Annotated in this window: 20 protein-coding genes and 1 pseudogene; 7 read left to right on the top strand and 14 right to left on the bottom strand. The window is 63.1% G+C overall.

Translation table 11 applies throughout. The features are described 5' to 3' along the window. Together CWR53_RS17195 and CWR53_RS17190 are read left to right on the top strand one after the other, a co-directional pair. Positions 1-834: an oxaloacetate decarboxylase gene (locus CWR53_RS17195; RefSeq protein ID WP_100852112.1), complete on the top strand. Its 834-nt coding sequence runs from the start codon at positions 1-3 to the stop codon at positions 832-834. Continuing rightward, positions 831-1,520 (top strand): extensin family protein, encoded by a 690-nt coding sequence (locus CWR53_RS17190; RefSeq protein WP_100852111.1) that lies wholly within the window; start codon positions 831-833, stop codon positions 1,518-1,520. Before CWR53_RS17195 ends, CWR53_RS17190 begins: the two co-directional genes overlap by 4 nt. Before the next feature lie 2 nt (positions 1,521-1,522). Here CWR53_RS17190 and CWR53_RS17185 read toward each other — a convergent pair whose 3' ends face one another. Then, positions 1,523-2,143 carry a hypothetical protein gene (locus CWR53_RS17185; protein ID WP_058603739.1) on the bottom strand — a complete coding sequence of 207 codons (621 nt, stop codon included), beginning with the start codon at positions 2,141-2,143 and terminating at the stop codon, positions 1,523-1,525. Positions 2,144-2,245: 102 nt separating this feature from the next. Between CWR53_RS17185 and CWR53_RS17180 the strand changes: the two genes are divergently transcribed. Further along, positions 2,246-3,022, top strand: a complete 777-nt coding sequence (locus CWR53_RS17180) for a class I SAM-dependent methyltransferase (protein ID WP_058603738.1) — start codon at positions 2,246-2,248, stop codon at positions 3,020-3,022. Positions 3,023-3,122: 100 nt separating this feature from the next. Here the strand turns inward: CWR53_RS17180 and CWR53_RS23280 are convergent, their stop codons facing one another. The 3 genes and pseudogenes from CWR53_RS23280 to CWR53_RS17170 all read right to left on the bottom strand — a co-directional run bounded on the left by CWR53_RS23280 (position 3,123) and on the right by CWR53_RS17170 (position 4,957). After that, positions 3,123-3,350: a hypothetical protein gene (locus CWR53_RS23280; protein WP_258313258.1), complete on the bottom strand. Its 228-nt coding sequence runs from the start codon at positions 3,348-3,350 to the stop codon at positions 3,123-3,125. A gap of 332 nt (positions 3,351-3,682) precedes the next feature. After that, positions 3,683-4,063: pseudogene (locus CWR53_RS23275) on the bottom strand (RHS repeat-associated core domain-containing protein); the annotation flags it as partial. 252 nt (positions 4,064-4,315) lie between these two features. Continuing rightward, positions 4,316-4,957 carry a TetR/AcrR family transcriptional regulator C-terminal domain-containing protein gene (locus CWR53_RS17170; RefSeq protein WP_058603737.1) on the bottom strand — a complete coding sequence of 214 codons (642 nt, stop codon included), beginning with the start codon at positions 4,955-4,957 and terminating at the stop codon, positions 4,316-4,318. A gap of 173 nt (positions 4,958-5,130) precedes the next feature. Here CWR53_RS17170 and CWR53_RS17165 point away from each other — a divergent pair, with 173 nt between their 5' ends. Together CWR53_RS17165 and CWR53_RS17160 are read left to right on the top strand one after the other, a co-directional pair. Then, positions 5,131-6,228 carry an efflux RND transporter periplasmic adaptor subunit gene (locus tag CWR53_RS17165; RefSeq protein ID WP_100852110.1) on the top strand — a complete coding sequence of 366 codons (1,098 nt, stop codon included), beginning with the start codon at positions 5,131-5,133 and terminating at the stop codon, positions 6,226-6,228. Between the two features lie 6 nt (positions 6,229-6,234). After that, the gene (locus CWR53_RS17160; RefSeq protein WP_100852109.1) at positions 6,235-9,303 is read left to right on the top strand and encodes an efflux RND transporter permease subunit; all 3,069 of its coding nucleotides are present in this window, start codon (positions 6,235-6,237) and stop codon (positions 9,301-9,303) included. 62 nt (positions 9,304-9,365) lie between these two features. On the opposite strand, the gene CWR53_RS17155 is transcribed toward CWR53_RS17160, so the two are convergent. Next, on the bottom strand, positions 9,366-10,052 hold the full coding sequence (locus CWR53_RS17155; RefSeq protein WP_058603734.1) for a DUF4197 domain-containing protein: 687 nt from the start codon (positions 10,050-10,052) through the stop codon (positions 9,366-9,368). A gap of 28 nt (positions 10,053-10,080) precedes the next feature. After that, positions 10,081-12,567, bottom strand: coding sequence for a glycerol-3-phosphate 1-O-acyltransferase PlsB (gene plsB / locus CWR53_RS17150; RefSeq protein WP_100852669.1), 2,487 nt, complete (start codon positions 12,565-12,567; stop codon positions 10,081-10,083). Positions 12,568-12,811: 244 nt separating this feature from the next. Between plsB and CWR53_RS17145 the strand changes: the two genes are divergently transcribed. Next, positions 12,812-13,021, top strand: a complete 210-nt coding sequence (locus tag CWR53_RS17145; protein WP_023534051.1) for a cold-shock protein — start codon at positions 12,812-12,814, stop codon at positions 13,019-13,021. Positions 13,022-13,081: 60 nt separating this feature from the next. Here CWR53_RS17145 and CWR53_RS17140 read toward each other — a convergent pair whose 3' ends face one another. From CWR53_RS17140 to CWR53_RS17125, 4 genes are all read right to left on the bottom strand, one after another. Then, complete coding sequence (locus tag CWR53_RS17140; protein WP_023534045.1) at positions 13,082-13,462, bottom strand: hypothetical protein; 381 nt, start codon at positions 13,460-13,462, stop codon at positions 13,082-13,084. Positions 13,463-13,479: 17 nt separating this feature from the next. Next, on the bottom strand, positions 13,480-14,292 hold the full coding sequence (locus tag CWR53_RS17135; RefSeq protein ID WP_100852108.1) for a putative RNA methyltransferase: 813 nt from the start codon (positions 14,290-14,292) through the stop codon (positions 13,480-13,482). Beyond that, a complete protein-coding gene (gene dapE / locus CWR53_RS17130; RefSeq protein WP_100852107.1) occupies positions 14,292-15,443 on the bottom strand; it encodes a succinyl-diaminopimelate desuccinylase in 1,152 nt (383 codons plus the stop codon). Before dapE ends, CWR53_RS17135 begins: the two co-directional genes overlap by 1 nt. Positions 15,444-15,632: 189 nt before the next feature. Then, positions 15,633-18,230 carry a glycosyltransferase gene (locus CWR53_RS17125; RefSeq protein ID WP_058603730.1) on the bottom strand — a complete coding sequence of 866 codons (2,598 nt, stop codon included), beginning with the start codon at positions 18,228-18,230 and terminating at the stop codon, positions 15,633-15,635. Positions 18,231-18,348: 118 nt separating this feature from the next. Here CWR53_RS17125 and tcdA point away from each other — a divergent pair, with 118 nt between their 5' ends. Then, the gene (gene tcdA, locus CWR53_RS17120) at positions 18,349-19,158 is read left to right on the top strand and encodes a tRNA cyclic N6-threonylcarbamoyladenosine(37) synthase TcdA (protein WP_058639529.1); all 810 of its coding nucleotides are present in this window, start codon (positions 18,349-18,351) and stop codon (positions 19,156-19,158) included. Positions 19,159-19,171: 13 nt separating this feature from the next. Here tcdA and CWR53_RS17115 read toward each other — a convergent pair whose 3' ends face one another. The 4 genes from CWR53_RS17115 to CWR53_RS17100 all read right to left on the bottom strand — a co-directional run bounded on the left by CWR53_RS17115 (position 19,172) and on the right by CWR53_RS17100 (position 22,279). After that, complete coding sequence (locus CWR53_RS17115; RefSeq protein WP_058639528.1) at positions 19,172-19,582, bottom strand: SufE family protein; 411 nt, start codon at positions 19,580-19,582, stop codon at positions 19,172-19,174. Beyond that, positions 19,579-20,784 carry an aminotransferase class V-fold PLP-dependent enzyme gene (locus CWR53_RS17110; protein ID WP_100852106.1) on the bottom strand — a complete coding sequence of 402 codons (1,206 nt, stop codon included), beginning with the start codon at positions 20,782-20,784 and terminating at the stop codon, positions 19,579-19,581. Before CWR53_RS17110 ends, CWR53_RS17115 begins: the two co-directional genes overlap by 4 nt. A gap of 81 nt (positions 20,785-20,865) precedes the next feature. Then, the gene (gene dapD, locus CWR53_RS17105) at positions 20,866-21,900 is read right to left on the bottom strand and encodes a 2,3,4,5-tetrahydropyridine-2,6-dicarboxylate N-succinyltransferase (RefSeq protein WP_027913866.1); all 1,035 of its coding nucleotides are present in this window, start codon (positions 21,898-21,900) and stop codon (positions 20,866-20,868) included. 31 nt (positions 21,901-21,931) lie between these two features. Beyond that, entirely contained in the window at positions 21,932-22,279 is a 348-nt protein-coding gene (locus tag CWR53_RS17100) for an ArsC family reductase (RefSeq protein ID WP_181405495.1), read from the bottom strand. Positions 22,280-22,473 lie beyond the last annotated feature (194 nt).

The raw sequence follows: 22,473 nt of genomic DNA, 5'->3' as shown, positions 1-22,473 counted from the left end.
ATGGATGTGCAAACCCTGCGAGCCGAAGCCTTCAAGGCCTTGCATCAACGCGATGGCGTCTTTGTCATGCCCAACCCCTGGGACGCAGGTTCAGCCAAGCTGCTGGCCAGCCTGGGTTTCGAGGCCTTGGCCAGCACCAGCGCCGGGCTTGCCTTCAGCCTGGGGCGGCCGGATGCCGAAGGGGCGCTGAGCCTCGATGACGTGCTGGACAACGCAGGCGAAATCGTCGACGCCACCGCGTTGCCGGTCGCTGCGGACCTTGAGAACGGCTTCGGGGATTCGCCCGAGGATTGCGCCCAGGCCATCCTGCGCGCTGCAGAGGCGGGGCTGGTCGGTGGCTCCATCGAGGACGCCAGTGGCCGCGCCGCGACGCCCATCTATGAACGGGGCCTTGCGGTGGAGCGTGTCCGTGCTGCCGTGCAGGCGGCGCGCAGCCTACCGTTTCCCTTCACTTTGTGCGCGCGCGCGGAAAACCTGCTGCACGGTCGCCAGGACCTGGACGACACCATCGAGCGCCTGCAAGCGTTCGCCGAGGCGGGCGCCGACGTGCTCTACGCCCCTGGCCTGCGTACGGCCGAGGAAGTGCGGGCAGTGGTGCAGGCGCTGGCCCCGCGCCCGGTGAACGTGCTGATGGGCATGGCGGGGGTGCCGTTGTGCGTCAACCAGCTTCAGGACCTGGGTGTACGGCGCATCAGCGTGGGTTCGTCGATGGCGCGTGTGGCCTTTGGCGCCTTGCAGCGTGCTGCGCAGGAAATCCGTGAGCAGGGTACTTTCGGCTACGCCGAAGAGGCCTTGCCGTTCGACCAGCTCAACGACCTGTTCCGTCGCAGATGAAGGTCATTCTGGCGCTTCTGGGCGTACTGGTGCTGGCGGCCGTTCAGGCGTGGCACCTGGGCTGGCGCCCGCCTGCGCAGTGGAACCCGCTGGCCCCCTTGGACGTCAGCCAGCCGCCCAACTGGCTCACTGGCTTCAAGCTCAAGCGCTTGCGCGACGACCCGGCGCTCTGCCAGCAGGCGCTTCAGAGCAGTCAACTGCGCTACCGGGCGCAGGCTGACAGCCCCGCTTCGGCCAAATGCCCGCTGAGCAATGTCTGGCGTATCGAGGGTGGCCAGGCCCGCCTGAGCAGCAGTTTCCTGGCCAGTTGCCCGCTGGCGGTCGCCTACGCCTTGTTCGAGCGCCATGGCCTGCAGCCGGTGGCTCAGCGCGTGCTGGGCCAGCCGGTGGTGCAGGTCGATCACCTGGGCAGCTTTGCCTGCCGCAACGTCTACAACCGCAAGGCAGGGCGCTTGAGCCAGCATGCCAGCGCCAACGCTCTGGACATTGCCGGGTTTCGTCTGCGCGACGGCCAACGTATTGTCCTGGCGCGCGACTGGCAGGGGAGCGGGGACAAGGCAGTGTTCCTGCGTGAGGTACGTCAGGCAGCGTGCGAGCACTTCAGCACGGTTCTGGGGCCGGAGTACAACGCCGCGCACCGCGATCACTTTCACGTGGACATGGGTCGTTGGCAGGTGTGCCGTTAGCCTCAGGCGTAGGCGCGCACATTGTTCAACACCACTGGGCGCGCCCAGTGCATGTCGAAGGCCAGGTCGTGCTGCTGGCGTGCCAGGGTCGGCTCATCGAACGGTTCGGGGGCCGGGTCCAGCAGGGTGCTGTCGAATTCGGCGATCGGCAGGAACAGCGGCCGTGGCGCAGGGCCGGGACCCGGCTCGGCGACCGGTTGGCCCTGGCGGGCGACCACGGGCCGAACCCAACTGTTGTCGATATCGAGCTGACGCTGCTGCTCGATCATTTCCAGCGCACCGAACGGCTCAGGGGCAGGCGGCAGCAGGTTGGCCTCCAGTTCGGCCTTGGGCAGGAACAACGGCTCGGGCGGCGCGACCACCGTGTCTTGCACCGGGCAGGCGCGTTGTGCGTCGATCAGCGCCAAGGCACGCGCGCCGCCAACAGGTTCTCCGCTGTCCTGGTCGTACTGCACGAATGACTGGCTGACGCTGTCGACGGGCGTTTCAGGCTGCTCGGCCATTGCCCGGGCGAAGAAATCCTGCCACAGGTGGCTGACGCCCCCCAGTGCCTGGGTATTGTGCTGACTGTAGTTGTCGACAGGCGACAGGTAGGTCAAGCCGATAGGAAGAATTTCTGACATGGCAGTCGCGCGCGTTGTGCTCTGGCAGAATAGCGGGATATTGCCTGTATCGGCCGTGGCTGCTGATTCATTAAGGCTTGGTTTGATTTTTAGGTGTAGACGATGGAAGAGCAAGGCGCGGGTATCAGGGTCGAGGCGATGTCGGCTGAGTATGCGGAGCAGGCCAAGGGTTGGGCTGAACGCCTAGGCCTGCCGCTACAGGACGAGAGCGCCGGCTTCGCCGTGCAGATCGGCGCCGACGGCTTGCAGATCCAGCAACTGGGCCCACAGGCACCGGGGCCGGTGCGGGTCGACTTCGTCGAAGGCCAGGCCGCGCACCGGCGCCAGTTTGGCGGTGGCAACGGGCAGATGATCGCCAAGGCGGTGGGCATCGCCCAAGGCATACGGCCGCAGGTGCTGGATGCCACGGCGGGGCTGGGCAAGGATGCGTTCGTGCTGGCCAGCCTGGGCTGCCAGATGACCCTGATCGAGCGCCAGCCGCTGATCGCCGCGTTGCTGGAGGATGGCCTGGCGCGCGCCCGTGCGGATGAAGAGGTGGGCCCGATTGTCGGGCGCATGCGCCTGCTGACCGGCAACGCCATCGAGCGTATGCGCGCCTGGGAAGGCGAGGCACCACAGGTCATCTACCTCGACCCGATGTTCCCGCACCGCGACAAGAGCGCTCTGGTGAAAAAGGAAATGCGCGTGTTCCGGCCCTTGGTGGGTGATGACCTGGATGCCCCGGCCCTGCTTGAAGCTGCCCTGGCGCTGGCCAGCCACCGGGTGGTGGTGAAGCGCCCGCGCAAGGCACCGATCATCGACGGGCCGAAGCCGAGCCATAGCCTGGAGGGCAAGTCGAGCCGGTATGACATTTACCCCAAGAAGGCGTTGAAAGCTTAAAAGGAAATGTATCGGCCAGTGTGATCATCCCCGAAGTCTGCGGAGATCTTCCCGTAGTGCATCCATAATTGCATCCTCGTTTTCCTCATAGAATGCGAGACTAACTTGGGAGTCGACGGAAGGTCGGCGACTTGGACTTGGACTTGGACTTGGACTTGGACTTGGACTTGGACTTGGACTTGGACTTGGACTTGGACTTGGACTTGGACTTGGACTTGGACTTGGACTTGGACTTGGACTTGGACTTGGACTTGGACCTGCAGGCGGGGTTTGGGAGTCTGGGACCAGAGCCAGGCTGACGGCCACCTCGTTCCGCGTATATCGCCATTTTGACGAGCGTGTAGCCGAATACATGTCGTATAGCATTTTTTCCTTATCAAGCCTCTCGATAATATGATTTGCGTGCTGGATCTTCTCTGTGCGCCCCCGATCGGTCGCATCACCCAGCATAGTGCGTGCACCTGATAGGCGTTTCTTTAGCGATTTGCCGAGCGCCATGTGTTCGTTAGCGGACAAGCTGGAGTTGGGGGTGTATAGCTTGGGTGAAAGCTTTTGATACGAGTATCCGCCTTTTCGCCACTTGAAGAACGAAGTATATCGGCCACTTGGGTCCGACCGGTTAACCGGGTCATTGCTGCAGTAGGCGTAAGCATTGATTCCCCCTTTTCCAAATGGTGACAAGCTGTCCACACTGTAAAAGCGCATCAGCTCTGGATTGAACAGGCGGTGACCATTACCCAGCAAGTAGCCTATGGCGGCGGGTAACCAACTCTGGCCTGTGAATCGAGATAACAAGGGACTGTCAGGCGGGCTACTGTCATTGCCGTAGGGGCCGTAGTTAATGGTCGTCTGGCTTTCTGAGACAATGTTGACGGTTGACGATTGTGCGTCTGTAGCCAGGAGGCTCGCTTGCGAAGGTAGGCTTGTCGTTTCGCATAGGTTCTGGCTATTGGCGCTGAGCACTGTCTGGTGAGTACTGCCTGTATACAAAGTCGAAAGCTTATTGCCTTTGTAAAAGATCTTCAGTGTTCGCGCTTTCATAGGGGTGTGCTCATAGTCGTAGACGATACGAGCTTGCTGAAGAATTTCAGGGTTGACTACTGGCAACAATGCTAGGTAGTCATGGGCGTGTTGGTTAAACAGGCTCTGGCCAATTGGCGAGCGTGGTCGGCGCAGGAGCGGCCTTGTGTCGCGAAAGGGCTGCAAGACAGCCCGTGATTCCAGCGTTGTCGCGAATATTGCTAGGGCCGCCTTTTCGCGACACAAGGCCGCACACAAAGGCCCGTTTACGCCTCAGGGTTTGAATGCCCGCAAGAATACCCCCACCACCTCGCGTACATGCACCTCGGCCTCATCCCCCTCCAGCGGCGCTGCGCACCCCAGCAATAACCGGTAATCCGGTGCCCCCTTGACCAGGCAGAAGAAGTGCTCCGCCGCACGCAGCGGGTTGTCGATACGCAGCAAACCGCGCTCATGCGCCCCGCGCAGCAGCGCTTCCATCCCCGCCAGCACCCGCTTGGGCCCTGCCTCATAGAAATATTCGCCAAAGCTGGGATCGCAATTGCCCTGGGTCATGATCAGGCGGGTGAGCTTGACGGCTTCGTCACTGCTGATGAGGGCCTGGAAACCGCGGGCGATAGTCAACAGCACTTCTTCTATCGGCGCGTGCTCAGGGTATTCGAACAGCTGATCGGGCAACTGCAACTGACACGTGGCCATGACCGCCGAGCAGAAGAGCGTCTGCTTGTCGGTGAAGTGGCTGTACACCGTAAGCTTCGATACACCTGCTGCTGCCGCGACCGCATCCATGCTGGTGCTTGCGTAACCCAGGCTCAGAAACAACGACTTGGCCGCTTCGAGAATGGCCTGGCGCTTGGCAAGGTCCTTAGGGCGACCTGGGCCGCTGGAGACGTCATTGGGCATTGGGATCTGCATCTACCTTAAAGGTTGCCTATCTTATACGGCTTGAGCTGGGCTCGCTGTCCTTGACCGCAATACCGTGAAAACGCTCCAAAAAAACCTTGCCGCGCTCTTCCCGCGCTCTGACGGCTGACTTACTATACCGGCCAGTTCAAATATTAGATCAGCATTTTGCGAAGGGATTCCCGATGTTGCACCGTGCCCTCAGCCTTGCCCTGCCCGTGGTCTTCTTGATGCTCACGGCGTGTAATCAGGAACCCGCCTCACCTGCGGTGGTTCGCCCCGCATTGGTGGTTCAACCGCAGCTAGCCGAGGCGTTGGCGGATAATTACCCAGGCGAGGTCAGGGCGCGACTGGAACCGGAACTGGCTTTTCGCATCGGTGGCAAGGTCAGCAAGCGGCTCGTCGAAGAAGGGCAACGGGTCAAGCTCAACCAGCCGCTGGCCGAACTGGACCCGCAGGATGTGCGCCTTCAGTTGGAGGCTAACCGCGCGCAAGTAGCCGGTGCCGAGGCCAACCTGGCGCTGGTGCGCACCGAGCGTGACCGTTACCAGAAATTGCTCGACAAGCAGATGATCAGCCACTCGCAGTACGACAACGCCGAAAATCTCTACCGCGCTGGAGTCGCTCGGCTCAAGCAGGCCAAGGCCGAGTTCGATGTGGCCGGCAACCAGGCAGACTACGCGGTGTTGCGTGCGCCCCAGGCAGGGGTGATAGCCAGGCGCCAGGTCGAAGTCGGTCAAGTCGTCGCTGCGGGGCAGACGGTACTCACCTTGGCAGCTGACGGCGAGCGCGAAGTGGCCATCGCCGTTCCCGAGCAGCAATACGCCCGCTTCGCCGTGGGCCAGCCTGTCACCGTGGAGCTGTGGTCGCACCCAGGGCAGCGCTTCGAAGGGCGGATCCGCGAGCTGTCGCCGGCCGCTGATCCTCGCTCCAGAACCTACGCGGCTCGGGTTGCCTTTACCTCCGCCGACGTGCCGGCAACCCTGGGTCAGAGCGCCAGGGTGTTCATCGCCCATCCAGGCCAGGCGGCGCTGTCGGTTCCCCTGTCGGCCGTCACGGCTGAAGCCGGCCAGGCGTACGTCTGGCGGGTCACTGGCGAGCACCGTGTGCAGCGGGTCAAGGTGCAGCTTGGCGCCTACGGTACTGACCGCGTGCCTGTGCTCGCGGGGCTTACGGCTGACGACTGGGTGGTGGCAGCCGGCGGCCATGTACTGCGCGAAGGCCAGCAGGTGCGACCCGTGGACCGCGCCAACCGTGCCGTCGTCCTGAAGGGCAAGGAGTAACTCACGATGGGTTTCAACCTCTCTGCCGGGGCGCTGCGCAACCGCCAGATCGTGCTGTTCCTGATGATAGTGCTCGCAGGCGTTGGTGCGCTGTCCTACACCAAGCTGGGTCAGAGCGAAGACCCGCCCTTCACCTTCAAGGCCATGGTCATCCGCACCTTATGGCCCGGGGCCACCGCTGAGGAAGTGTCGCGCCAGGTCACAGAGCGTATCGAGAAAAAGCTCATGGAAACCGGCGAGTACGAAAAAATCGTCTCGTTCTCGCGCCCGGGTGAATCGCAGGTGACCTTCATGGCCCGCGATTCCTTGCACTCAGCCGATATCCCGACATTGTGGTACCAGATACGCAAGAAGGTCGCCGACATCCGCCACACCCTCCCGCCCGAGGTGCAGGGCCCGTTCTTCAACGATGAATTCGGCACCACGTTCGGCAACATCTATGCGCTGACAGGGCCGGGTTTCGACTACGCGGTGCTCAAGGACTATGCAGACCGTATTCAGATCCAGCTGCAGCGGGTCAAGGATGTGGGCAAGGTCGAGCTGATCGGTTTGCAGGACGAGAAGATCTGGATCGAGCTGTCCAACGTCAAGCTGGCCACCCTAGGCATCCCCTTGCAGGCGGTGCAGCAGGCGTTGCAGGAGCAGAATGCGGTAAGCACGGCCGGGTTCTTCGAAACGCCCAGCGAGCGTGTGCAACTGCGGGTCAGTGGGCGGTTCGACAGTGTCGAGCAGATTCGCCAGTTGCCGCTGCGCGTGGGGGAGCGCACGTTTCGCCTGGGCGATGTGGCGCACGTGTACCGGGGCTACAACGATCCGCCTGCGCCACGAATGCGCTTCATGGGCGAAGATGCCATCGGCCTGGCGGTGTCGATGAGGGACGGGGGGGACATCCTGACCCTTGGCAAGGCCCTGGAAACGGAATTCGAGCGCCTGGCCCGCGGCTTGCCGGCCGGCATGTCGCTGCACAAGGTGTCCGACCAGCCCGCTGCGGTGAAGGCAGGGGTTGGTGAATTCGTCCAGGTGCTGTGCGAGGCGCTGGTGATCGTCCTGTTGGTCAGTTTCTTTTCGCTGGGCCTGCGCACGGGGTTGGTGGTGGCCCTGGCCATCCCCCTGGTGCTGGCCATGACCTTCGCCGCCATGTACTACTTTGGCATCGGCCTGCACAAGATCTCGCTAGGTGCGCTGGTGCTCGCCCTGGGGTTGCTGGTCGATGATGCGATCATTGCCGTGGAGATGATGGCGATCAAGATGGAACAGGGCTTCGACCGCCTCAAAGCGGCAAGCTATGCCTGGAGCAGCACGGCCTTCCCCATGCTGACCGGCACCCTGATCACTGCAGCCGGGTTTCTACCCATTGCCACGGCTGCCTCCAGCACCGGGGAGTACACACGTTCGATCTTCCAGGTGGTGACCATTGCGTTGCTCACCTCCTGGGTGGCCGCCGTGCTCTTCGTACCCTACCTGGGCGAGCGGTTGCTGCCGGACCTGGCCAAGCGACACGCCGCTCGCCACGGTAACGGCGGCGCTGCACCGGACCCGTATGCCACGCCCTTCTACCAGCGCGTGCGCCGCGTGGTGACATGGTGCGTACGGCGCCGCAAGACCGTCATCGTGCTGACCATCGCCGTGTTCGTGGGCAGCGTGTTCCTGTTTCGCTTCGTGCCGCAGCAGTTCTTCCCGGCCTCTGGGCGTCCTGAGCTGATGGTCGACCTCAAACTTGCCGAAGGCGCATCGCTGGTCAACACGGGCGAGAAAGTCCGGCAACTGGAGCAGTTGCTCAAGCAGCAACAGGGCATCGTCAACTACGTCGCCTATGTCGGCTCAGGGTCGCCGCGCTTTTATCTGCCCCTGGATCAGCAACTGCCTGCCGCCAGCTTCGCCCAATTCGTGGTGCTGGCCGACTCCATGCAGGCACGCGAAAACTTGCGCAGTTGGTTGATCAACACGGTCGAGCAGCAGTTCCCTGATCTGCGCGCGCGCATCACTCGGCTGGAGAACGGTCCACCGGTGGGCTACCCCGTGCAGTTTCGGGTGACAGGCGAGCATATCGAACAGGCCCGCGCCCTGGCCCGGGAAGTGGCAGAAAAGGTGCGGGAGAACCCCCATGTGGTCAACGTGCACCTGGACTGGGAAGAACCCAGCAAAGCCGTGTTCGTGGAAATCGATCAGGACCGCGCCCGCGCCTTGGGCGTCAGCACCCGCCAGTTGTCCAGTTTCCTGCAAAGCTCGCTGACGGGCACCGCAGTCAGCCAGTACCGAGAAGACGATGAACTGATCGAAATCCTGCTGCGAGGCACCTCACAGGAACGCAACGACCTCAGCCAGCTTGCAAGCTTGTCGCTGCCCACGGACAACGGGCGTAGCGTGGCCCTGTCACAGGTGGCCACGCTGGCCTACGGCTTCGAGGAAGGCATCATCTGGCACCGCGACCGTTTGCCGACGGTGACCGTGCGCGCCGATATCTATGACAAGGTGCAGCCGGCCACGGTGGTCGAGCAGGTACAGCCTACCTTGCAGGGCATCCGGGCCACGTTGCCCGATGGTTACCTGCTGGAGGTGGGCGGCACGGTGGAAGATGCCGAGCGGGGGCAGAGATCGGTGAATGCCGGCATGCCGTTGTTCATCGTGGTCGTGTTGAGCCTGCTGATGATTCAGCTGCGCAGTTTCTCGCGCACGATCATGGTCTTTATGACGGCGCCGCTGGGCCTGATTGGCGTGACCCTGTTCCTGCTGGTGTTCAACCAGCCATTCGGGTTCGTCGCCATGCTGGGGACCATCGCCCTGGCAGGCATGATCATGCGCAATTCGGTCATTCTGGTAGACCAGATCGAGCAGGATATCGCCTCTGGGCTGGGGCGCTGGCAGGCCATCGTCGAGGCCACGGTGCGCCGTTTCCGGCCCATCGTGCTGACCGCCTTGGCGGCTGTGCTGGCCATGATCCCGTTGTCGCGCAGCGTGTTCTACGGGCCAATGGCCGTGGCGATCATGGGCGGGCTGATCGTCGCTACCGCCCTGACCCTGTTGTTTCTCCCGGCGTTGTATGCCGCTTGGTTCAAGGTCAGGGAGAGCGACTAGCGGCTTTGTTGCTTCGATGTAAAAGGGGCGCACTTCACGAAGGAGCCCCTTGCAGGGTGCGATCAGAGTGCGCCAAACACTTTCTTGGCCAGGCTCGTGGCGGCCTGGGCAGGGTTCTGCCGAATGCTCTGCTCCTGTTTGGCGATCATCTCGAACAAACCGTCCATGGCCTTTTCCGTCACGTAGCTTTCGATGTTGGCGTCATTCTTGATCAGCCCCAGGCCTTTGGCCTGTGCGGCAAAGGCGTTGTACTGCTGGGCCACGCCGACCTGGTCGGTCGCTTGCTTGACGATCGGCAGGAATTTGGCACGGATCTGCTCGCGGCTGCTTTTGTTCAGGTACTGGGTCGCCGAATCCTGACCGCCGCCAAGGATGCCCTTGGCATCGGTCACGGTCATGTTTCTCACGGCGTTGACGAGAATGGCCTGGGCCTGCGGCACAGCCGCTTCGGCGGCCTTGTTCATGCCGGCTTCGAGCGCGTCCACCTGCTCGCCTTTGCCGAACATTTTCATGGCCTTGGCCGCCTTGCCCAGGTTGCCGGGCAGCTCGATACGCACGTCCGGGTTGTTGCTGAAGCCGCCCGGCGTGCTTAGCTGCTTGACGGCCAGTTGCGCGCCTTGGGTCAGTGCGTCTTTCAGGCCACCGGTGGCGTCCTTTTGGCTGAGGTCGCCAAGCGACAGGGCAAAGGCGCTGGCCGACAGCAGCAGCCCGGCGCACAGGGTGGTCAGACGCAGTGAGGAACGGGTCATGGCAGTGTCCTTGTAATCAGAAAAGGGGTCATAGGGTCGCTGTTGCCAGGCCGTCATCCCGGTGCAGGGCAACCTGGCGGATCGACAAGCGCAGCTCGGCCGACAGCACGCGCTTGGCCACGCCTTCGGCCAAACCGCCTAGCTTGTTGCTGTAGCTCAATTTGCCGTGTGCATTCACCCGCAGCACACCTTGGTCGATCAGCGTCTGGATAAAGTGGCGGAACAGGCTTTTGTCAAAAAATTCCGGTGCGTTCAGACCATGCAAAATAGAAAGGCGCTGGGCCATCATCACGCACAGTGCTTCGAGCGCTTCGGCGCTCAGGGTACCTTGGCCGCTGTTGAGCAGCAGCGAAGTCGCCATGTAGAAGCGCTGCAGGGTCTGGGTGATGCTGCGGGCCAGTAGGGTCAGCAGCACGAACTGACGAGAACTGGGCGCGGCACGGACGAAGATGTCATTGTCCTGGCGAAGCAAGCCTTGCTCCACCAGGGCGTCCAGCCATTGGTCGATCACCTCGTCGAGCTGCTCAGGTTCCCAGCGCAGGAACAGCTCTGCCTGCAGGTAGGGGTACAAGGCATGGACATACTGGCCTAGCAACGCGCGGCTCATGCGTGAGCTACTGAGGAAGAAGCTTGCCAGCAGGGCCGGCAGGGCAAAGATGTGCAGGACATTGTTGCGGTAATAGGTCATCAGTACCGCGTTGTTTTCGTCCAGGTACAGAATGCGCCCAAGCGCGTCCTTCTGCTCTGCCACCAGGTCCATGCCGCGCACATGCTCGATCAAGGCCTGACCGTCGCCTTCGGGCAATGTGGTATGGGCGGAGTAGGGCACCTGGCGCATCAACGCCAGGTACAGGTCGAGCACGCGCACCAGCGCACGTTCGTCCAGGGCCAGCTTGCTGGTGGAGAGCAGGGCCAGCGCCACCAGGTTGACCGGGTTGATGGCCGCTGCGCCGTTCAAGTGCCTGGCCACGGTATCGCCCAGGCGCGTCGTGGTTTCGCTGAGCCAAGCCGGGCGGTACTGTGGCCCGTGGTCCTGGTCCCGCCAGCCAGGTTGCTGCTGGTCGAGAAAACCGGCCAGGCGGATAGGTTCGCCGAAGTTGACGTAGACCTGGCCAAAGCGTTGCTTGAGCGCACCCAGCACTTTGAAAATATCGAAAATGGATTCTTTCTTCTTGCTCGCCCCGCGCAACTCACCCAGGTAGGTGCGCCCTTCGAAGACGCGCTCGTAACCAATGTAGACAGGCACGAACACGATTGGCGTGCGCGAGGAACGCAGGAAGCTGCGCAGGGTGATGGCCAGCATTCCCGTGCGTGGCTGCAGCATGCGCCCGGTACGTGAACGGCCACCCTCGACGAAGTACTCCACCGGGAAGCCTTTGGTGTACAGCGTGTGCAGATATTCGTTGAACACGGCGGTGTAGAGCGGGTTGCCCTTGAACGAGCGGCGCATGAAGAAGGCGCCACCGCGGCGCAGCAGGTTGCCCACCACGGGCATGTTCAGGTTGATGCCGGCCGCCACATGCGGGGGTGTCAGGCCATTCTTGAACAGCAGGTACGACAGCAGCAGGTAGTCGATGTGGCTGCGGTGGCAAGGGACGTAGATCACCTCGTGGCCCGGGGCGATGCCCTGCACCTGCTCGATGTGGTTGACCTTGATGCCGTCGTAGATCTTGTGCCAGAACCAGCTGAGCACCACTTCGAGGAAGCGAATGGCCGTGTAGGTGTAGTCCGAGGCGATTTCATTGCCGTAGTGGCGGGCCTGTGCCTCGGCCTTGGCTTGGGGCACGTGCTCGCGCTCGGCGTGCTCGGCGATGGCCTGGCGCACTAACGGCGCATGGATCAAGCCTTTGACCAGGTTGCGTCGGTGGGAGATGTCCGGCCCGATGACCGCTGTCTTGAGGTTGCGCAAATGCACGCGCATCAGGCGCTGGACCATGCGCACGGTGCGGGCATGGCCCTTGTTGTGCTGCACCAGTTCGCGCAGGTGGATCGGGGTGGAGAACTGCACCCGGGTCTTGCGCCCCAGGATCATTACGGTCAGCAAGCGGCGCAAGCGCCCAGTCACCGCCCAGCTGTCGGCGAACAGCAGCTTCCACGGGCTCGACTCGCTGTCAGGCGACTGTCCCCAGAACACGCTGACTGGAATGATCTGCGCATCTTCCTCGGCATGCTGGCCGAGCACCTCTACCAGACGCTCCAGGGTAGGCGGGGCGCCGCTTTTGTCATGGCGCCCCAGCCAGTCCGGATCGGGGGTGAGATAGAAGAATGCAGCCGCCTCGTGCAGGGGGCCGACGACTACTGGCAGTACCGGGCGTGGCAGCCCTGCCTTGGTGCATTCGTGGTCGAGCACCGCCAGGTCCGTGAGCGCAGGCGAAGGCAAGGCATAGAAAACAGGGCGACTGCGGTCGAGCTTGAGGGTCAGGGCCGACTGATTGATGGTTTCGGAGCGCACCCACAGGTACAACAATCGGCGCAGAACACCGAATACCAAGCGGTGCAGGGGGGAACGGGTCATGAAGAGGGGCCCTGGTTGACGGTGAGGAATGCTGGGCGCAGCGATCGCTGCGCGGTTGGCCATACAGGCCAGTCGTTCGCGTTGCGCCTAGCTTGCCGTGCACCTCGCCGGTCTTCAAATTTTTTATGCGCCAGCACCGTTCAGGCCTGCCGCTTGCAGGAGATTTACGCACGCGGCGCTGATTCGGGGCGATTGTCTCGTGTCTGCAAGGCGATTTTCACAATAAAAATCCGGAGTAGTGCAGATGTCGTCTCGTGAGACTGGGAACGTGAAGTGGTTCAACGATGCCAAGGGCTATGGCTTCATTCAACGGGAAGGGGGCGCGGATGTCTTCGTCCACTACCGGGCCATCCGGGGTGAGGGGCATCGCAGCCTGGTCGAGGGCCAACAGGTCGAGTATGCCTGCGTGCAGGGCCAGAAAGGCCTGCAGGCCGAGGATGTCGTGGGTCTCTAAGGGGCCAGGCTCCAGTCTGAAGCTGCAAGCAGGCTGTGCTTGCAGCTTCAGGGACGACCGTCAGGGCGACGTACGCCAGGTAATTTCCTCTTCACCGTCGGCACTGATACGCACCCAGCGGTCAGCATCCTCCTCGCCGTCTTCCTCTACCCAGCCGCCGGGTGCACAGCGTACTTCCACACCCAGGGCTGCGTGGGCATCGCGGCCACAGGCGATATCGTCGGCCCAGGGCGTCTGGTCGCTTTCCAGGTACAGGCTGTTCCATTTCCCTACAGCCTTGGGTAACCAAGTGACCGGAATGTTACCGGCCTGGCACTTGTAGGTCTGGCCTTTCTGCTTCCATTCGGTGCACGGGCCGATGGCCTGGGTCAGCCAGGCTGCAATCTGCTTGTGGTCGACTTCGGCGTCCTTGAGGTAAATCTCGATATCAGGTTGGCGCATAACACCTCCGAGTGTGCTCATGCTTGGCGCACGAAATAGTCAAAACGCATGGAGACGGTGACCTCGAATGGTTCCGGTTGCTCGATCACTTGCGCCCGACGCTCTGCACTGGCGCGCCAGCCGTGCGGGGTCATGGCGAGCAACGCAGCACGAGCTTGAGGTTCGGCCAGGCTCAGGCGAAATTCCAGGACCTCGCCATGGGCGTGGTACATGCCTTGGGGCACCAGGGCCAGGTGCTTGTCGTCAGCATAGGGGCGCACCTGGTCGTAGAGTACTTCGCGCAGCTCCATCAGGTGGCCGCTGGTAGGGCCTACGCGCATCAGGCCGCCGCCTGGGCTCAGCACCCGGCTGGCTTCGGCCCAATCCAGCGGGCTGAAGACGCTGGCGACGAACTGGCAGCTGGCATCGGTCAACGGTACGCGCGCCATGCTGGCTACCATCCAGGTGACGCCTGGTGCGCGGCGGCAGGCACGCTTGACCGCCTCACGGGAGATGTCCAGGGCGTAGCCATTGGCATCAGGCAGTGCCTGGGCCAATTGCGCGGTGTAGTAGCCTTCGCCGCAACCGATGTCCAGCCACGCGCCGGGCTGGCGCTCGGCCGCCAACTGCGCCAGCCGTCCGGCCACAGGTGCGTAATGGCCAGCGTCCAGAAAATGACGGCGTGCCTCGACCATGGCTTGGTTGTCACCTGGGTCGCGACTGTTCTTGTGCTGCACCGGCAGCAGGTTCAGGTACCCCTGGCGCGCGCGATCGAAGCGGTGGCCGGCCGGGCACACCACGCCGTTGTCGAGCGGGCTGAGGGCAGCCTGGCAGAGAGGGCAGGTCAGCATCAGGCGAGCAACCGTACCAGGGTCTGGTAATAGATTTCGGTCAGCAGGTCCAGGTCGCTGGCCAGGATGCGCTCGTCGACCTGGTGGATAGTGGCATTGACCGGGCCAAGCTCGACCACTTGGGTGCCCATGGTGGCAATGAAGCGGCCATCGGAGGTGCCGCCGCTGGTGGAGGGTTGGGTCTCGCGGCCGGTGACGCCCTTGATGCTGGCCGAAACCGCATCGAGCAGCTCGCCTGGCTCGGTCAGGAACGGCAGGCCGGACAACGCCCACTCCACCGACCAATCCAGTTCATGCTTGTCCAGGATGGCCGAGACCCGAGCCTTCAGGTCCTCTACGGTGGATTCGGTGGAGAAGCGGAAGTTGAACAGCGCTGTCAGTTCGCCGGGCACCACGTTGGTTGCACCGGTCCCGGCATTGAGATTGGAAATCTGGAAGCTGGTCGGGGGGAAAAAGGCGTTCCCCTGGTCCCAATGTTCGGCTGCCAGTTCCGCCAGCGCTGGCGCGGCCAGGTGGATCGGGTTGCGCGCCAGGTGCGGGTAGGCAACGTGGCCCTGCTTGCCGCGCACAGTCAGCGTGGCGCCGAGCGAGCCACGACGGCCATTCTTGACCACATCGCCCAGCACGGTGGTGCTGGAGGGCTCGCCGACAATGCACCAGTCAAGGCGCTGGTTGCGCGCCTTGAGGCGCTCGACCACGGCCTTGGTGCCATGATGGGCCGGGCCTTCCTCGTCACTGGTGATCAGGAAGGCGACCTGGCCCCGGTGCTCGGGGTAGTCGCGCACGAAGCGCTCGCTGGCCACCACCATGCACGCCAGGCTGCCCTTCATGTCGGCCGCGCCACGGCCACAGAGCATGCCGTCGGCATCGATCAACGCCTGGAACGGCTCGTGTTGCCACTGCTGGACGGGGCCGGTGGGCACTACATCGGTGTGACCGGCAAAGCACAACACCGGGCCTGGCTGGGTGCCGTGAGTGGCCCAGAAATTGTCGACGTCCTCGATGCGCATCGGTTCGAGCTCGAAGCCCACGGCGCCCAGGCGCTGCATCATCTGCGCCTGGCAATCGGCGTCGACGGGGGTGACCGAGGGACGACGGATCAGGTCGCAGGCCAGTAGAAGAGTAGGCGAGAGCTCGGCAGGGGCCGTCATGGGGAACTCCGGGGCAAGGCAAGGCGGGAAAACTGAGGGGCGTTATCTTATATCAAATGATGCCGGGCTTCACGGCCCAATCGCCGGCAAGCCGGCACCCACCGGTCCTGCACGCATCCGAACAACGCGCGTTGTGTGCAAGCCGGCTTGCCGGTGATGGCCGGCAGGTCGGCCTGCACGCCCTGGAGCCTAGTGTGTCTCGGCAGCCTTATCTGCGGCCTTCTCTTCAGGCTTGGGCAGTGATGATAGAAGCGCCATCACCAACGCGGCCAGGTAGGGCAGCGATTGCACCAACAGCATGGCGACCCAGAAGCGCATGTCCGAGCTCGGCAAGCCCTGCACCAGATAGATTCCGGCTGCAGCGCCCCACAACAGCAACATGATGAACAGTTCTTCCCGCGCTTCGGAAATCGCCACCAGCAAGCCATGGCTGTCGGCATGCTTCGGTGTGCGGATGAACGGCATGCTGCTGGTAAAGAACCCGTACAGCACGGCCTTGGCGATGGTGTGCGACAACGCCAACCCGGCCAGCGCAGCGGCCAGGGCGTCCTTGAGGTTGACCCCCACGGCGCGGCGATACAGGAACACGATCTTGCCGACCTTGAAGAAGAACAGCGCCAGCGGCGGGATGGCGAAGATCATCAGCGGCGGGTCCACCCGGTGCGGCACGATGATCATGGCGGCAGACCACAACAAGGCCCCCACCGTGAAGAAGATGTTCATGCCGTCGGCAATCCACGGCAGCCAGCCGGCCAGGAAGTGGTAACGCTGGCCCCGGGTCAATTCGCTGCCTTTGCCGCGCAGCAGGGCCGCGGCGTGGTGCTTGATGATCTGGATGGCGCCATAGGCCCAGCGGAAGCGCTGTTTCTTGAAGTCGATGAAGGTGTCAGGCATCAGGCCCTTGCCATAGCTGTTGTGGGCGTAGGCCGCCGACAGGCCCTTCTCGAACACCCGCAGGCCCAGTTCGGCATCCTCGCAAATGCACCACTCGGCCCAGCCCAGTTCGTCCAGCACGCTGCGCCGGGTCATGGTCATGGTGCCGTGCTGGATGATCGCATCGCGGTCATTGCGGGTGACCATGCCGATGTGGAAGAAGCCCTTGTACTCGCTGTAGCACAGCTTCTTGAAGGCGCTCTCGTGCTGGTCGCGGTAGTCCTGCGGCGACTGCACCACGGCGATCTTCGGATCGGCGAAATGCGGCACCATGTGCTTGAGCCAGTTGCGGTCTACACAGTAGTCCGAGTCGATCACCGCGATCACTTCAGCATCCTTGGCCGTGAGCGGGAGCAGGTAGTTGAGCGCGCCGCCCTTGAAACCAGCCAGGGGGGCGACGTGGAAGAACCGGAAGCGCTCGCCGAGCTGTTCACAATGGGCCTTGAGCGGCTCCCACACGGCCGGGTCCTTGGTGTTGTTGTCGATGACCAGCACTTCGTAATCTGGATAATCCAGCGCAGCCAGGGCATCGAGGGTCTGTTTGACCATTTCCGGCGGTTCGTTGTAGCACGGCACATGCACTGACACTTTCGGTCGGTAGGCGCTGTCGCCGTGCACCGGCAGGAATTCGCGCCGCCGCTTGTGAGTCCATACCGCTTCGGCCAGCTCGTGGGCTTCGGTCAGCAGCACGATGAACACGCCCAGTGCGCCGAGGGCCAGGAGCACGCCGACCGTAAGGCTGAACCAGGTGCTGTACTGCTGGCTGTAGTCGTAGGCGATCCACACCAGCACCGACCCGCACAGGAAGGTGATGAAGGTCAGGAAGGTGCGTCCACGCTGACGCAGGGCCGAGCCATCGATGAACAGCACCATCAATGCGATCATCGCCAGCACCACCGAGGCCACTGCCAGGGCTCGCCATTGGGGAATGGCGACCACGGGGCCTTCGAAGTTGAATTTCTGCTGGCGTTCGGCGTTGAACACACCCCAGTAGGCCCCGACCGAGCCTTCATCACTGGCTTTCCAGGGTTGGTCGTAAGCTTCGATCACAAAATAGTTGAAGCCACGTCGATTGAGCGTATTGACCAAGGTGCGCAGGTAAATCGCCTGGTCGGCCTGGGTGGCATCGGCACCGCCGCGCATCCGGCCATTGCTTGGCCAGCCCACTTCCGAGAGCAGCAGCGGCTTGCGGGGGAACTGGTGTTTCAACTCGCGGGCACGGTCGAGGACGAACTCGACCGAGTCTTTCATGGGCACGAATTCCCAATAGGGCAGGATGTGGGCGGCGATCAGGTCCACGTGCTTGGCCAGCTGCGGGTTCTGTTTCCAGATGTGCCACTGCTCGCTGGTGGTCACAGGCACTTTCACGGCTGCACGTACACGGTCCAGGTACCGGATGAGGTTTTCCGTCGTCACTTCCTCGCGGAACAACGCCTCGTTGCCGACCACCACCCGTACCACGCTGCGCGAGGTGTTGGCCAGTTCGATGGCTGTGGCGATCTCGCGCTCGTTGCGCTCCAGGTCCGGGCTGATCCAGATGCCCACCGTGACCCGCAAGCCGAATTCCTCGGCCAGCTTGGGTATGTGCGCCTGAGTGCCTTCGACGGTGTAGATACGGATGCTGTCGGTGAGCTTGCTCATCTGCTCCAGGTCCTGACGCATCTCGTTGTCGTCCGGGTACTGACCCTTCTGCGGGCTTTCACCCAGGCGAAACGGCGAATAGGAAAAGCCGGAGATCTGTTCGGGCCAGGCCGGTGCCGATACCGGGCGATTGATCAGCGCCCAGAAACCGGTGAACAGCGCCGCGATGGCCAGGACCACTACCAGGTTCAGGCCGAATTTACGTGAAGACATTGTCGTCCATAAGTGTCGAAGTGTTACGACATTAAAGCAGGGTTAAGGTGTCTTTCCTAACCGTGCAGGTCATGGCCTGGCTGGCCTATAATGCGCGCCGGTTTTTTGAGGTACTGACATGAGCACAGAAGATCCACGGTTTGCAGGGGTGGCCCGCCTGTATGGCGACCAGGGCTTGCAGCGCCTGCAACAGGCCCATGTTGGCATCGTCGGGATTGGCGGGGTGGGCTCATGGGTGGCCGAAGCCCTGGCCCGCTCGGGGGTGGGTGAGGTCACCTTGTTCGACCTGGACGATGTGTGCGTGAGCAATACCAACCGTCAGGCCCACGCGCTGGAAGGGCAGGTGGGCCGGCCCAAGGTCGAGGTAATGGCCGAGCGCCTGCGGGCCATCAACCCGGCGTGCAAGGTGCATGCAGTGGCCGATTTCGTCACCCGCGAGACCATGGCCGAGTACATCACTGAACAGTTCGACTACGTGGTGGACTGCATCGACAGCGTGATGGCCAAGGCAGCCCTGATCGCCTGGTGCCGGCGGCGCAAGATCGGCATCGTCACCACCGGTGGTGCAGGTGGCCAGATCGATCCGACCCAGATCCAGATCGCGGACTTGAACAAGACCTTCAACGACCCGCTGGCCTCACGGGTGCGCTCGACCCTGCGCCGCGACTACAACTTCTCGCGCAATGTCAGCCGTAACTATGGCGTGCCCTGTGTGTTTTCCAGTGAGCAGCTGCGTTATCCCAAGGGGGATGGCAGCGTGTGCCTGCAGAAGAGTTTTGTGGGTGAGGGCGTGCGGCTGGACTGCTCCGGCGGCTTTGGCGCGGTGATGATGGTGACGGCCACCTTCGGCATGGTGGCCGCCAGTAAAGCTGTGGAGAAGCTGGTAGCGGGTGCCAGGCGGCCTTCGGAGCGTGTCAGGCCGGCGTGAGTTCGCGCTGGCATCACCGCCCCGATGCCAGCACCGCCATGCGCTGCACCACGGCATGCAAGCCGTTGCTGCGTGAGGGCGACAACTGGCGCTCAAGGCCCAGTTGCCCGAACCAGTCCTGTACGTCCAGCGCCAGCAGCGCCTCACTGTTCAAGCCCTGCACCCTCACCAGCAGCAGCGCCAGCAGACCGCGCAGCAGGCGTGCATCGCTGCTGGCCTTGAATTGCCAGTGGCCGTCCACGGCATCGGCCACCAGCCAGACCAGGCTTTCGCACCCGTGCACGCGATTGGCTTCGGTTTTCTCGGCTTCGGCCAGCGGTTCCAGCCGTTCCCCCCACTGCATCAACAGCCGCGCACGCTGTTCCCAGCCCTTGCTCTGCGCAAAGGCCTCCAGTGCCTGATGGGCTTGGGCCGGCAAGGTCATCGCAGCAGCTCCAGCGCCTGGTCCAGCGCCTCGAAGAAACGTTGCAGGTCGGCCTGATCGTTGTAAAGGCCCAGCGACACGCGGATCGCCCCGTCCAGGCCCAACCCCTGGAGCAGTGGCATCGCACAGTGATGGCCTGCCCGCACGGCGATGCCCTGCTCGGTGAGCAGGTGCGCGATGTCGGCGTTGTGCACGCCTTCCACGACAAAGCTGGCCAACGCGCACTGCGGCAGGCCTAGCAGGCGAATGCCTTCGCGTTGCGTGAGGCCCTCGATCAGCCGGGCATGCAAGCCGGCCTCGTGAGCCAGCACCGCCGCCGTGTCCAGGCCCGCGAGGTAATCGAGCGTAGCGCCAAGGCCGATCACCCCGGCGATGGGCGGGGTGCCGGCTTCCAGGCCCAGTGGCGCCGGCCTGAAGCTCGCGCGCTGGTACTCGGCCAGTTGCACCATCTCCCCGCCAAACTGCCAATGGCGCAGCAGGCCCAGCGCCTGATTGCGCCCGTACAGCACGCCCACCCCGTCCGGCCCGTACAGCTTGTGGCTGGAGAACACATAGAAGTCGCACCCCAGTTGCTGCACGTCCTGACGCCCATGCACCACACCCTGGGCGCCGTCCACCACCGTCAGTGCACCCTGTGCGCGGGCATGGGCGAGCAGGGCCGGCAGCGGCTGCCAGGTGCCCAGCACGTTGGACAGCTGGCTGACGGCGAGCACACGAGTGCGTGGCCCGATCATCTGCAACGCTCGCTCCAGGTCAATGAAGCCGCGCGTATCGACCGGCAATATCACCAGGCGCAGGTTGCGCCGGTGTGCCAGCTGCTGCCAGGGCAGCAAGTTGGCATGGTGTTCAAGGGCGCTGATGGCGATCTCGTCGCCGGCCTCGAAGCGAGACTCCAGGCCATAGGCCAGCAGGTTCAGCGCAGCCGTGGCGCCGTGGGTGAACACGATCTGTCCGGTCTGCCCGACATTCAACCAGCGGGCAACTTTGTCGCGACTGGCTTCGAAGGCCTCGGTCGCTCTTGCGCCAGGCAGGTGCTGGGCACGGTGGACATTGGCCGCCCCGCTGCCATAGTAATGGCCCAGGGCGTCGAGCAGCGCCTGGGGTTTCTGGGCGGTGGCGGCGCTGTCCAGGTAGGTCTGGTGCTGGCTTTGCAGGGCGTCGATGGCAGGAAAATCGGCACGCCAGGGGGAGGGCTGGAACATATTCGCGGGGCCTGGAATGAAAATCGGGTCTGGCGTGGAGGCGCCAGACCCGATCTTAACACTTCACACCCGATGGGGTTTTCAGTTGTGTGCGTGCAAGGCTTCGTTCAGCTCGATGGCTGACTTGTGGGTCTTGCACTCGACGGCGCCATTGAGCGAATTGCGGCGGAACAACAGGTCGGCCTGGCCAGCCAGGTCGCGTGCCTTGACGACCTTGACCAGTTCGTTGTGCTCATCCAGCAGGTTCACCTTGGTCCCGGCGGTGATATACAGACCCGCTTCGACGGTATTGCGGTCTCCCAGCGGAATGCCGATACCGGCGTTGGCACCGATCAGGCAGCCTTCGCCCACCTTGATGACGATGTTGCCGCCGCCGGACAGGGTACCCATGGTCGAGCAGCCGCCACCGAGGTCCGAACCCTTGCCGACGAAGACACCGGCCGAAACACGCCCTTCGATCATGCCTGGGCCTTCGGTGCCGGCGTTAAAGTTGACGAAGCCTTCGTGCATGATGGTGGTGCCTTCGCCGATGTAGGCGCCCAGGCGTACCCGTGCAGTGTCGGCGATGCGCACGCCGGCCGGGACCACGTAGTCGGTCATCTTCGGGAACTTGTCCACCGAGAACACTTCCAGCAGCTCACCACGCAGGCGCGCTTCGAGTTGCAGCTCGGCGAGCTCGGCCAGGTCCACGGCACCGATGTTGGTCCAGGCCACGTTTGGCAGCAGGGGGAAGATACCGGCCAGGCTCACGCCGTGCGGCTTGACCAGGCGATGGGACAGCAGGTGCAGTTTGAGGTACGCCTCGGGCGTGGAGGCCAGGGCGGCGTCTTCGGCCAGCAGGGTGGCTACCAACGGTTTGTGGCTTTCTGCCAGACGCGTGAGCAGGGCGGCTTGAGCGGCATCGACGCTTCTGACGGCGTCGGCCAGTTGCGCGGCCTGGGCGTTGCTGAAGGTGATGGCCTGGTTGCCACCTTCATAGCCAAGGATCGGTGCGATGGCAGCAACCAACTCGGGGCTCGGGTCGATCAGGGGCTGTGCGTAGAACACTTCCAGCCAGGCGCCCTGGCGGTTCTGGGAGCCGACACCGAAGGCCAGGCTGAACAGGGAATTGGACATGTAGTTACCTCGTACTAAATGGGGTAAGGATTCAGGCCAGGGCTGCGGCGTACAGGTCGGGCTTGAAACCCACCAGCGTGCGCGTACCCAGGTCGAGTACCGGGCGCTTGATCATCGAAGGCTGGGCCAGCATGAGCTCGACGGCCTTGGCCTGGTCGAGATCGGCTTTGCTGGCGTCGTCCAGCTTGCGGAACGTGGTGCCGGCGCGGTTGAGGATGGTTCCCCAGCCGTGCTCGTCGCACCAGCGGTTCAGGCTGTCACGGTCGATGCCTTGAGTCTTGTAGTCATGGAATTCGTAGGCGATGGCCTGGTCGTCGAGCCAGGTACGAGCCTTTTTCATGGTGTCGCAGGCTTTGATGCCGTAGAGCGTGTAGGTCATTGTGTGCATCGGGGATACGTGTCGCCCCAATCTCTCCATTTCCGAATGTCAGTCGCGCGATTATGCGATAACCCTTCGCACGGCGCCACGGGCGGTTGACCCGAACGGGCGGGGTGGCTGCTGCATAATCCTGCTGCCGCTCTGCCTAGGCAGGAACGTGCGCCCAATTGCACCCAATCACCGGTCATTGCCCA

The sequence above is a fragment of the Pseudomonas sp. SGAir0191 genome (genome assembly GCF_002812565.2).
Classification (GTDB): domain Bacteria; phylum Pseudomonadota; class Gammaproteobacteria; order Pseudomonadales; family Pseudomonadaceae; genus Aquipseudomonas; species Aquipseudomonas parafulva_B.
The sequence above is the reverse complement of the archived record's forward strand: the minus strand, read 5'-3'. Positions and strand labels throughout refer to the sequence as shown.

Bases quoted from the DNA above. Each gene is read 5' to 3' on its own strand.
- CWR53_RS17100 (WP_181405495.1), bottom strand. From the start codon at position 22,279: ATGACCTACACGCTCTACGGCATCAAAGCCTGCGACACCATGAAAAAG.
- CWR53_RS17110 (WP_100852106.1), bottom strand. From the start codon at position 20,784: ATGTTCCAGCCCTCCCCCTGGCGTGCCGATTTTCCTGCCATCGACGCC.
- CWR53_RS23280 (WP_258313258.1), bottom strand. From the start codon at position 3,350: ATGGCGATATACGCGGAACGAGGTGGCCGTCAGCCTGGCTCTGGTCCC.
- CWR53_RS17145 (WP_023534051.1), top strand. From the start codon at position 12,812: ATGTCGTCTCGTGAGACTGGGAACGTGAAGTGGTTCAACGATGCCAAG.
- CWR53_RS17165 (WP_100852110.1), top strand. From the start codon at position 5,131: ATGTTGCACCGTGCCCTCAGCCTTGCCCTGCCCGTGGTCTTCTTGATG.
- dapD (WP_027913866.1), bottom strand. From the start codon at position 21,900: ATGTCCAATTCCCTGTTCAGCCTGGCCTTCGGTGTCGGCTCCCAGAAC.
- CWR53_RS17160 (WP_100852109.1), top strand. From the start codon at position 6,235: ATGGGTTTCAACCTCTCTGCCGGGGCGCTGCGCAACCGCCAGATCGTG.
- CWR53_RS17135 (WP_100852108.1), bottom strand. From the start codon at position 14,292: ATGCTGACCTGCCCTCTCTGCCAGGCTGCCCTCAGCCCGCTCGACAAC.
- CWR53_RS17190 (WP_100852111.1), top strand. From the start codon at position 831: ATGAAGGTCATTCTGGCGCTTCTGGGCGTACTGGTGCTGGCGGCCGTT.
- CWR53_RS17155 (WP_058603734.1), bottom strand. From the start codon at position 10,052: ATGACCCGTTCCTCACTGCGTCTGACCACCCTGTGCGCCGGGCTGCTG.
- plsB (WP_100852669.1), bottom strand. From the start codon at position 12,567: ATGACCCGTTCCCCCCTGCACCGCTTGGTATTCGGTGTTCTGCGCCGA.
- CWR53_RS17195 (WP_100852112.1), top strand. From the start codon at position 1: ATGGATGTGCAAACCCTGCGAGCCGAAGCCTTCAAGGCCTTGCATCAA.
- CWR53_RS17185 (WP_058603739.1), bottom strand. From the start codon at position 2,143: ATGTCAGAAATTCTTCCTATCGGCTTGACCTACCTGTCGCCTGTCGAC.
- tcdA (WP_058639529.1), top strand. From the start codon at position 18,349: ATGAGCACAGAAGATCCACGGTTTGCAGGGGTGGCCCGCCTGTATGGC.
- CWR53_RS17170 (WP_058603737.1), bottom strand. From the start codon at position 4,957: ATGCAGATCCCAATGCCCAATGACGTCTCCAGCGGCCCAGGTCGCCCT.
- CWR53_RS17180 (WP_058603738.1), top strand. From the start codon at position 2,246: ATGGAAGAGCAAGGCGCGGGTATCAGGGTCGAGGCGATGTCGGCTGAG.
- dapE (WP_100852107.1), bottom strand. From the start codon at position 15,443: ATGACGGCCCCTGCCGAGCTCTCGCCTACTCTTCTACTGGCCTGCGAC.
- CWR53_RS17140 (WP_023534045.1), bottom strand. From the start codon at position 13,462: ATGCGCCAACCTGATATCGAGATTTACCTCAAGGACGCCGAAGTCGAC.
- CWR53_RS17115 (WP_058639528.1), bottom strand. From the start codon at position 19,582: ATGACCTTGCCGGCCCAAGCCCATCAGGCACTGGAGGCCTTTGCGCAG.
- CWR53_RS17125 (WP_058603730.1), bottom strand. From the start codon at position 18,230: ATGTCTTCACGTAAATTCGGCCTGAACCTGGTAGTGGTCCTGGCCATC.